Source organism: Acidovorax sp. GW821-FHT11A03 (assembly GCF_058809075.1).
The window spans coordinates 328148-338314 of sequence record NZ_JBXASG010000007.1; the positions used below are offsets into that span (position 1 = coordinate 328148).

The 10167-nt window shown below is 70.3% G+C and carries 7 protein-coding genes and 1 tRNA gene; 4 read left to right on the forward strand and 4 right to left on the reverse strand.

Annotated elements, in window-relative coordinates; genetic code table 11:
- Nucleotides 1-57: 57 nt before the first annotated feature.
- Complete coding sequence (iolB, locus tag AC1RVY_RS19360; protein ID WP_218297704.1) at nt 58-864, reverse strand: 5-deoxy-glucuronate isomerase; 807 nt, start codon at nt 862-864, stop codon at nt 58-60.
- The gene (locus AC1RVY_RS19365) at nt 861-2828 is read right to left on the reverse strand and encodes a bifunctional 5-dehydro-2-deoxygluconokinase/5-dehydro-2-deoxyphosphogluconate aldolase (RefSeq protein ID WP_492807758.1); all 1968 of its coding nucleotides are present in this window, start codon (nt 2826-2828) and stop codon (nt 861-863) included. The genes iolB and AC1RVY_RS19365 overlap by 4 nt, the downstream gene beginning before the upstream one ends.
- Nucleotides 2829-2927: 99 nt before the next feature.
- Here AC1RVY_RS19365 and AC1RVY_RS19370 point away from each other — a divergent pair, with 99 nt between their 5' ends.
- Nucleotides 2928-3839 (forward strand): MurR/RpiR family transcriptional regulator, encoded by a 912-nt coding sequence (locus tag AC1RVY_RS19370; protein WP_492245430.1) that lies wholly within the window; start codon nt 2928-2930, stop codon nt 3837-3839.
- A 50-nt stretch (nt 3840-3889) separates the two neighbouring features.
- The gene (locus AC1RVY_RS19375; protein WP_492807760.1) at nt 3890-5407 is read left to right on the forward strand and encodes an NAD(P)H-hydrate dehydratase; all 1518 of its coding nucleotides are present in this window, start codon (nt 3890-3892) and stop codon (nt 5405-5407) included.
- 69 nt (nt 5408-5476) lie between these two features.
- Here AC1RVY_RS19375 and AC1RVY_RS19380 read toward each other — a convergent pair whose 3' ends face one another.
- Nucleotides 5477-6220, reverse strand: coding sequence for a helix-turn-helix transcriptional regulator (locus AC1RVY_RS19380; RefSeq protein WP_492807761.1), 744 nt, complete (start codon nt 6218-6220; stop codon nt 5477-5479).
- 143 nt (nt 6221-6363) lie between these two features.
- On the opposite strand from AC1RVY_RS19380, the gene AC1RVY_RS19385 reads away from it, so the two are divergent.
- The gene (locus tag AC1RVY_RS19385) at nt 6364-7368 is read left to right on the forward strand and encodes an alpha/beta fold hydrolase (RefSeq protein ID WP_492807763.1); all 1005 of its coding nucleotides are present in this window, start codon (nt 6364-6366) and stop codon (nt 7366-7368) included.
- A gap of 99 nt (nt 7369-7467) precedes the next feature.
- Here the strand turns inward: AC1RVY_RS19385 and rnr are convergent, their stop codons facing one another.
- Entirely contained in the window at nt 7468-9798 is a 2331-nt protein-coding gene (rnr, locus tag AC1RVY_RS19390) for a ribonuclease R (protein WP_218297710.1), read from the reverse strand.
- A 19-nt stretch (nt 9799-9817) separates the two neighbouring features.
- Between rnr and AC1RVY_RS19395 the strand changes: the two genes are divergently transcribed.
- A tRNA-Leu gene (locus AC1RVY_RS19395) sits at nt 9818-9902 on the forward strand.
- Nucleotides 9903-10167 lie beyond the last annotated feature (265 nt).

Consider the following 10167-nt stretch of genomic DNA (forward strand, 5'->3'; position numbering starts at 1 on the left):
TGTTTTTGCGCTCTTGCGCTTGATGCGATTGCGCCAGCAGCTATCAAATAAATAGCATCAGCGCGGCGCGACCATCCAGGCATGCGCGGGATCGTTCCTGAACGCCCAGCGGCGCTCGGGCCCCGCCATGGTGTTGAGGTAGTACAGGTCGTAGCCATGCGGGGCCACGCAGGGGTGGTAGCCGCGCGGCACCATCACCGTGTCGCGGTGTTCCACGGCCATGGATTCGTCCAGCGAGCGGTCGTCGGTGTACACGCGCTGAAAGGCGAATCCCTGCGCGGGATGGAGCTGGTGGTAGTAGGTTTCCTCGAGCACGGTTTCGGCGTGTGGCTGGCCCGCGTCGGCGCTGTCGTGCTTGTGCGGCGGGTAGCTCGATGAATGCCCGGCCGGGGTGATCACCTCCACGACCAGCAGGCCTTCGGCGGGCTGCGACTCGGGCAGGATGTCGCAGACGTGGCGCGTGTTGCTGCCCTGCCCGCGCACGCTGCGCTGCATCTGCGCGGGTTCGATCACCCGCTCGGGATACAGGCCGCGCGCCGGCGCGCTGCTCAACGCCACCTCGGCGGCGCCCCGCGCCACGATGCGCACCGCCCGGTCTGGCGGCACATACACGGCCGTGGGCGAGGCCTCCTCGAACACCGAGGCACGGCTGCCCAGGGCGCGGTAGGCCTGTGCCCCCACGTGCACGTCCACCTGCCCGCTGAGCACCGTGATGCACAGCTCGCGCGCGCCGGTGGCCAGCGACTCCTCGTCCCCCGCGCCCAGGCGCAGGGCCTTGAACCCCACGTGGGTCCATCCGGCCGTGGCCGGCGTCACATCCACCACCACCCGGCCCGACGGGTTGGCCTTGACAAGCAGTGTCATGCGGGCACTCCCGCGGCGTCGGGGGCGGTGGCGGCCTGCGCCGGGCGGCTGTCGCGCCAGCCCGCGATGAGGCGGCGGAAATTGGCGGCCACCTGGGCCTGCAGCCCGGCGTCGTCGATCTCGCCCTTGAGCCAGGCCAGGCTGGGCCCGGCCCAGACGGTGCGCCCGATCATGAAGCCCTTGACGATGGGCGCGCGCGCCTCGGCAAAGCCTGCGATGAGCTGCTCCACCGGCTGCGACAGCCCCAGGATCACCGCGCCACGGCAGTACGGGTCGCGCTCGCGCACCAGGGCGTCCAGCGCCTCCCAGTGGCGCGCGGCCATGGCGCCGACCTTCCACCACTCGGGCTTGAGGCCGATCCCGTAGAAGTGGCGGATGGCGCGCAGCACGGCCTCGCCGGTATCGCCCGGGGCCAGCATGTCCTTGGGCGGAATCACCTCCAGCAGCAGTTCATGCCCGCTGGCGCGCGTGGCCTCCCACACCTGCTGCAGCCACTCGTCCTGCTCGGCGCGCAGCGCGGCCGCGTCGTCCGGGTGGTAGAACACCAGGCATTTCACGACCTGCTCGCGCGGCCAGTGCACCAGCTGCGAGGCCAGCGAATGCGTGCCGTCGAAACGCAGCGGGCGCGAGCCGGGCCGCTCGATCGGGCGCCCCAGCCACCAGCCCCGGCCCGTGGCGCCGTGCAGCGCGGCCTCGCCGATGCGTCCGTCGATCAGCACGCCCATGCGCCCCCCGCACCCGGGATCCCGCTCGACCTCGGCCACCACGGCGTTGAGCAGCTGCTTGAGCACGGGCAGGCGTGCGCCCTGCGCACCGGCCTGGCGCGCCAGGTCTTCAAACTGGGCGCGGTGGTCGTAGGCCAGCACGAACAGCTCGGGCCACTGCGGCCGCGCCGCCGTCACCCGGTGCAGATGGGCCAGTTGCGGGTCCTGGTCGGGCCGGGGGTGGCGGTGCCCCGAGAACCAGTGGGCCAGCTCGGCCGGTGTGGGCATGGCGGGCGCGCAGCCGTGGCGCGACACCACGATGGCCCCGCAGGCATTGGCGATCGCCGCCGACTCGACCAGGGTCTTGCCCCGCAGCAGGCCCGACAGCAGGCCCGACGCGAAGGCATCGCCCGCGCCCAGCACGTTGAGCACCTCGATGCGCTCGCCCAGCACTGTGGGCGCATCGTCCAGGGCGGCGGGCACCGCCCCCTCGATGATGCTGCAGCCCAGCGGGCCCCGCTTGACCACCAGCACGGCCTGTGTGTGCCCGCGCACTGCGCGCAGGCTGGCCATCAGGTCCCCGGGCACGCCGCCGGCGATCAGCCACTCCTCTTCGGTGCCGATGATGAGTTCGAACGATCCGAGCTGCGCCTGCAGGTGGCGGCTCACCGCGTCGCTGCCCACGTAGCGCGTTTCGCCATCGCCCTTGGCGGCCAGCCCCCACAGCACGGGGCGGTAGTCGATGTCCAGCACCCGCACCAGGCCATGGCGCTGCGCGATGTCCAGCGCGCGGCGGCTCGCGGCCAGCACGGTGGGCGTGCTCAGGTGCGTTCCTGTGACCACCAGGCTGCGGCAGCGCGCCAGGAACTCCTCGCTGATCGCGTCGGCGTCCAGCGCCATGTCGGCGCAGTTCTCGCGGGCGAAAAGCAGGGGGAAGGTGTCCTGGTCCTTGATGCCCAGCAGCACCATGCCCGTCAGGCGCTGGTCGTCCACCTGCACCTGGCTCACGTCGCAGCCCTCGCGCCGCAGGGTGTCGAGCAGGAAGCGGCCGTTCTGCTCATTGCCCACGCGCGACACCATGGCCGAGCGCAGCCCCAGCCGGGCAGTGCCAAAGGCGATGTTGGCCGACGAGCCTCCCAGGTATTTGGCGAAACTGGTCGCGGCCTCCAGGCTGCAGCCGATCTGCTGGGCATAGAGGTCCACGGCCAGCCGGCCCAGGCAGGCCACGTCAAAGGACCGATTGGAAGGAAAAGAGAGCATGCACGGGTCTCCGCAAGGGCGCGGCGGCGGGAAAGCGCGCGCCGGATAATGGTTCGTTGCGCCTATGATAGCCCAAAATAGAAAATATTTTCTAATTTAATGAAAAATAGAAATACCCTGGCCGATCCCATTGCCACGCCCCCCGGCAACGCGTCCGCCCCCTACCCCGACGCGGACGCGTTCCTGGCGGCCGTGCATGCGGGCTTCGAGCCCTTGAGCCGCCAGCTCAAGACCATCGCGCGCTATGTCGAAAAGCAACGCGACCAGCTGGCGCTCGATGGCGTGCAGGCCACGGCCGCGCAATGCGGCGTGCAGCCGTCGGCACTGGTGCGGTTTGCCAAGCATTTCGGGTTTTCGGGCTACACGGAAATGCAGGCCCTGTTCCGCGCCGGAGCCGTGCGGCAGCTGGCCCCCAACCGCAACTACCAGGAGCGCATCCGCGAACTGATCGTGCCCGGCGGCAGCGCGCGGTCGGCCGCCCAGCTCGCGCACGAGGTGATCGACGGCAACATCGACAGCCTGCAGGCGCTGCAGCGCAACCTGCCGGACGCACAGTTCGATGCGGCGGTGGAGCTGATGCTGCAGGCCCCTGCGCTCTGGCTGGCCGCATCGCGCCGCGCGTTTCCGGTGGGCGCCTACCTGGCCTACGCGCTGCAGCACACGGCCAAGCCGGTGCACTGGCTGCACGGGCTGGGTTTCATGCACCAGGGCGAGCTGCGCGCGCTGGCGCCCGGCGATGTGCTGGTCGCCGTCTCGTTCGAGCCCTACGCGCAGGAGACCCTGGAGCTCGCGCAGGCGGCGGTGGCGCGCGGCGCGCGCCTGCTTGCCATCACCGACAGCCAGCTGAGCCCGCTCGCGGCCCTGGCCAGCGCCACCCTGATCGCGCAGGACGGTGCCACCTTTGGTTTCCGCTCGCTCACCAGCACGCTGAGCCTCGCGCAATCACTGTTCCTGGGCCTGGCCTACCGGATGGAGCTGGCCTACGACCACCGCTCCACGGCGAAGCCCTGAGCCCGCCGCCCCCGGCACCCACCCCGACCACCACCTGCCAGCCCCCGCCCATGCACCCCATCACGCCCCAGCAGCCGCACCCTCTGTTCAACACGGCAGCCACGCGGCGCATGGAGCAGCAGGCCGCCGCCACCCTGCCCCCGCACGCGCTGATGCAGCGGGCGGGCCTGGCCGTGGCCCGCCTGGCCCGGGCGCTCGCCCCCCATGCGCGCACCGTGTGGATAGCCTGTGGCCCCGGCAACAACGGCGGCGACGGCCTGGAGGCCGCCCTGCACCTGCAGCGCGACGGACGGCGCGTGGTGGTCACCTGGCTGGGCAACCCGGACCGCGCGCCCGCCGATGCCCGCCGTTCGTGGGAACGCGCGCGGGACGCGGGCGTGCTGTGGGCCGACAGTGCCCCCGAAGACCTCACGGCCTCCGACCTGTGCATCGACGCGCTGCTGGGCATCGGCGTGGGAGCCAACCCCGCCAGCCCCCCGGCCCGCGCACCGGACGAGCGGCTGCGCCGCTGCCTGGAGGCCCTGCAGCGCAGCCCCGCGCCCGTGCTGGCGGTGGACCTGCCCAGCGGTCTGGACGCCGATACGGGACAGTTCGCGGCGGGCTTCGCGCCCGACGCGGCCCACCCGCCGCGCGCCGCGCGGCACACGCTGAGCCTGCTCACCCTCAAGCCCGGCCTCTTCACCGGCGCGGGGCGTGACGCCACGGGCAGGGTGTGGTTTGACGCGCTGGGCACGGAGGCCGGGCACGAGCCCCCCAGCGCCTGGCTTTGTGGCCCCGCGCTGGCGGCACCACGCGCCCATGCCAGCCACAAGGGCAGCTATGGCGACGTGGCCGTGGTGGGGGGAGAGGGGCTGGCGGGGCGTGGCATGGGCATGGCGGGCGCCGCCCTGCTGGCCGCGTCCGCGGCCTTGCATGGCGGCGCGGGGCGTGTGCTGGTGGCCCTGCTCGACGGCGGCCATCTGGAGCTGGACCTGCAGCAACCCGAGCTGATGTTCCGCCGCTTCGACGCCCTGGCGCTGGAACAGCTCACCGTGGTCTGCGGCTGCGGCGGCGGCCAGGCCGTCGCCCATGTGCTGCCGGGCGTCATCACGCGCTCGGCGCGGCTGGTGCTGGACGCCGATGCCCTCAACACCATCGCCAGCCAGGCCGCCCTGCACGCGCTGGTGGTGGCGCGCGGCCAGCACGGCTTGCCCACGGTGCTGACGCCCCACCCGCTGGAGGCCGCCCGGCTGCTGGGCCTGTCCACCGCCGAGGTGCAGGCGGACCGCCTGGACGCGGCCCAGCAACTGGCCTCGCAGTTCAACTGCGTGGCCGTGCTCAAGGGCTCGGGCACGGTGGTGGCGGCCCCCGGCCGCGTGCCCGCGATCAACCCCACGGGCAATGCACGGCTGGCCACCGCGGGCACGGGGGATGTGCTCGCCGGCATGGTCGCGGCGCACATGGCCGCCGGGGCCAGTGCCCTGCGCGCCGCCTGCGAGGCGGTGTATGGCCACGGGCTGGCGGCAGATGCCTGGCCGGCCGGGCTGGCGCTCACCGCCAGCGGGCTCGCGCGGCGCGCGGGCGGCTGACGGCACGGCCAGCGCGTTGTCCGCGCCACGGCCGAGGCCGCACGCCGCCCACCGCCGCCAAGGAGGCCTTCACCGGCCCACCAGCGTGACCTCCTTCAGGGGCTTGAGCACGCTGGAGGGGGTCATGCCAAAGGTCTGCCGGAACATGCGGCTGAAATGCGCCGAATCGGAGAACGCGCCCTGCAGCGCAGCATCCGTCAGCCGGGGGCTGACCGCGAGGTTCGCCATGGCCAGCCGCACCTGCGACCACACCTGGTAGCGGCGCAGGCTGACGCCCATCTCCGCCCGGAACAGGTGGTTGAAGCGCGAGGCCGACAGCTGCACGGACGACGCCAGCCCCTCGCGCGCCCACCGCCCGTCCCGGGGGCTTCGCAGGGCCAGCAGGCTGCGCGCCACGCGCGGATCCAGGGGCGCCGCAGCATGCCCGCCCCCCCACCGCAGCAGGGCCTGCAGATCGAACCGGCGCAGGTAAGCGTCCATGGCGCTGCGCGAGCCCACGGCCCTGGCCGCGTCGAGGACCACGCCATCGTGCTGCTGGAACGGGCCCCGCAGACCCCGCGCCTCGGGAGAGTCGGGCTCCAGGTACATCAGCGCCACGTGCTCTCCGCAGGGGTCGAACACATGTTCCACCCCGGCGGCCACCAGCGCGCTGTGGCACGTCTCCACCCGCCCTGGCTGCCAGTGCAAGGCAAAGCGCCCCGACAGGCCGATGAGCAGCACCGGCGACGCATGGCAGTGCCAGCCCGTGGAGGGAAGGTCGCCCAGATACAGCGCACGGTCGGCGCCCAAGGTCAGTGTGTTCCGTGCTGGCATGCGCATAGCCCAAACATACAAGTTTTCTCGCACGGTTCCCGATAGCCTTCGCCATCCCCGTCCATGCCCCCCATTCCAATGCCCCCGCGCGGGCAGGACAGGCATGCGCCGGCCCACCCACGACAACCTCTGGAGACCCATCCTTGAAACGCATTGTCCTTGCTGCCGTGGCAGCTTTCGCGCTCGCCGCCACGGCGCTGTACCACGGTGCCCCCTCGCTGTTCACGGAGCCCTTGCTCGCGCTCAATCGCAGCCTGTCGGGCCTGGAGGAAAAGACCGTCGACGCCGCGATGCACCAGATCCACTACCTGGACAGCGGCGCCACGCCAGGGCCCCCGGCGCAGGGCGCCACCAGTTCCCCCCGCGTTCCGGTCGTCCTCTTGCACGGCATCTTTGCCGAGAAGGACCACTGGGTGGAGTTCGCCCGCCCGCTCACAGCCACCCACCGGGTGATCGCGCCAGACCTGCCGGGGTTCGGAGAAAGCACGCGCCGCGAGGACCAGGCCTATGACTACGCCGCCCACACCGAACGCCTGCGCAGCCTGCTCGATGCACTGGGCATTGAAAAGGCCCATCTGGCAGGCAACTCCATGGGGGGCACGATCGCGGCGCTGTTCGCCGCAGCACACCCCGAGCGCGTGGCGAGCGTGGCCTTCATCGGAGCACCACACGGCATCCGTTCACCGCAACCCAGCGCCATGGACCACCTCATCGACAGCGGGCAGCGCCCGCTCGTGGCGCACGACCCCGCGGCGTTCGACGCCATGATGGCGCTGGTGTTCGAGAAACGCCCTTTCCTGCCGTATCCCATCCTGCACGCCACGCAGCAGGACGCGCTGCGCAACGCGGCATCCAATGCGCGGCTCTGGGATGCACAGCTCAAGGACCGCTATCTGCTGCAGGAAAAGCTCGCCGCCCTCGAGCAGCATCCCACTCTGGTCCTGTGGGGCGAAAGCGACCGCGTCTTCCACCCCTCCGGCATGCGGCCCCTGAAGGCGGCCCTGCCGGGAGCGCAGGTGGAGGCACTGCGCGGGGTGGGCCACCTGCCGATGATGGAAGCGCCCCGGGACACGGCGCTGCGGTATGCGGAATTCCTGCGACACCCCGGGGCGCGGCCCTCCCGCTCCATGCCAGAGAAATCCCATTGAATCGACCCCTGGCGCTCTCCTGGAAAGCGCCGGAAGCTATCAAATATATAGCGAACTCCGACCCGGGAGACGGTTCACCCCGGGTGGAAGCTGCGGGGGTCAGCCACGGCGCGGCTTGCGCCCCTTGCCCTTGCCGGACTTGCTGCCGGCCGCGGCCTTTTTCACCGAGGCCTTGAGCTCCTGGATGGGCGAGCGGGCCGCGCGCTCACGCGTGAGCGATGCGAGTTCGGTGCTGGACGCCTCGGGCGCGGGGCCACGCTTGCGGGCTGCCGGGCGGCCCCCCGCCTTGCGCGCGCCGCCGGGGCCGTCGGAGGCAACGCCCTTGTCCTTGAGCGCGCGGCCGAGCAGCTCCTCCCCCTCGCGCACCAGGCGGAAGTCGATCTTGCGGCCATCGAGGTCCACGCGGCTGACCTGCACCCGCACCCGCGCGCCGATGGCGTAGCGGATGCCGGTGCGCTCGCCGCGCAGCTCCTGGCGCGCCTCGTCGAACTTGAAGTACTCGCCACCCAGCTCGGTGATGTGCACCAGGCCTTCGACGTACATCGCGTCGAGCGTGACGAAGATGCCGAAGCTCGTCGCCGCGCTGACCACGCCGCTGTACTCCTCGCCCAGGTGCTCGCGCATGTACTTGCACTTGAGCCAGGCTTCCACGTCGCGGCTGGCCTCGTCGGCACGGCGCTCGTTGGCGCTGCAGTGCAGGCCCGCGGCCTCCCAGGCCTGCGTATCGCGGCTCGGCGGCTTCACGTCCTTGCGCGGCTTGGTGCCGGGCGCCGCCACGCGGGCGGCCAGACGCTTGGCCAGCTTGGCGTGGGCCTCGCCCGGCGTCGGCAGCGACGGCAGCGCGTATTTGGTCTTGCCCAGGATGGCCTTGATGACCCGGTGCACCAGCAGGTCGGGATAGCGCCGGATGGGGCTGGTGAAGTGCGTGTAGGCCTCGAACGCCAGGCCGAAGTGGCCGCTGTTGACGGGCGTGTAGATGGCCTGCTGCATGGAGCGCAGCAGCATGGTGTGGATCTGCTGCGCGTCCGGCCGGTCCTTGGTGGCCTCGGCGATGGCCTGGAACTCGGCGGGCTTGGGATCGTCGCCGATGGTCATGCCCACGGCCATGGCCTTGAGGTAGTTGCGCAGGATTTCCTGCTTCTCGGGCGTGGGGCCTTCGTGCACGCGGAACAGGCCGGGCTGGCCGCCCTGCGCGATGAAGTCGGCGCTGCACACGTTGGCGGCCAGCATGGCCTCCTCGATGAGCTTGTGCGCATCGTTGCGGGTGCGCGGCACGATCTTCTCGATGCGGCCGTTCTCGTCGCAGATGATCTGCGTCTCGGTGGTCTCGAAGTCCACCGCGCCACGCTGCTGGCGCGCCACCAGCAGGGCGCGGTACACGTCATGCAGGTTGAGCAGGTCCTTCACGCGGTCCTTGCGCTTGCTGGCCTCGGGCCCGCGCGTGTTGGCCAGAATGGCCGCGACCTCGGTGTACGTGAACCGCGCATGGCTGAACATCACGGCCGGGTAGAACTGGTAGGCATGCACCTCGCCCTTGGCGGTGACCAGCATGTCGCAGACCATGCACAGGCGCTCGACCTCGGGGTTGAGCGAGCACAGGCCGTTGGAGAGCTTCTCGGGCAGCATGGGGATCACGCGGCGCGGGAAGTAGACGCTGGTGGCGCGGTCATAGGCATCGATGTCGATGGCGCTGCCGGTCTCCACGTAGTGGCTCACGTCGGCGATGGCCACCAGCAGGCGCCAGCCCTTGGCGCGACCGACCTTGGCGGGCTCGCAGTACACGGCGTCATCGAAATCGCGCGCGTCCTCGCCGTCGATGGTGACCAGGGGCACGTCGGTCAGGTCCACGCGGCGCTTCTTGTCCTGCGCGCGCACCTTGTCGGGCAGTTCCTTGGCCTGGGCCAGGCACTCGGCCGAGAACTCGTGCGGCACGCCGTACTTGCGCACCGCGATCTCGATCTCCATGCCGGGGTCATCCACCTCGCCGAGCACTTCGGTGATGCGGCCCACGGGCTGGCCGAACAGGGCCGGCGGCTCGGTCAATTCGACCACGACCACCTGGCCGGGCTTGGCGGCGCCGGTGGCACCCTTGGGGATCAGTACATCCTGCCCGTAGCGCTTGTCCTCGGGCGCCACCAGCCAGACGCCGCTTTCCTGCAGCAGGCGGCCGATGATGGGCTGGGGCGGGCGCTCGATGATCTCGACCACGCGGCCCTCGGGGCGGCCGCGCCGGTCCTGGCGCACGATGCGCACGCGCACGCGGTCCTTGTGCAGGACAGCGCGCATTTCGTTGGGGGGGATATAGATGTCGCCTTCGCCATCGTCGCGGATGACAAAACCGTGTCCGTCACGGTGCCCCTGCACGCTGCCTTCAATTTCGTCCGACAGATGCGCGGACTGCGCGCCGGGGGTGGTTTTTTTGATATACAATCTTAGTCTTTCCTGAAATGCCCAGGTGGCGGAATTGGTAGACGCACTAGTTTCAGGTACTAGCGAGTAACATCGTGGAGGTTCGAGTCCTCTCCTGGGCACCAAGTTTAACGAGAACCTGTGAAGGTTTTCAAAATATCGAAGCCGCTGTGAATACAGCGGCTTTTTTATTTCCCGCCTCCATGCCCCGACGCCGCTTCCCGAGACGCTGGCGGAATGAATTTAAAAAAATCTTCATCCACTCGCCAGAAGCCGCAATTACTTGTTCTATAATTCGAGGCTGATCTGAAAGCCCAGGTGGCGGAATTGGTAGACGCACTAGTTTCAGGTACTAGCGAGTAACATCGTGGAGGTTCGAGTCCTCTCCTG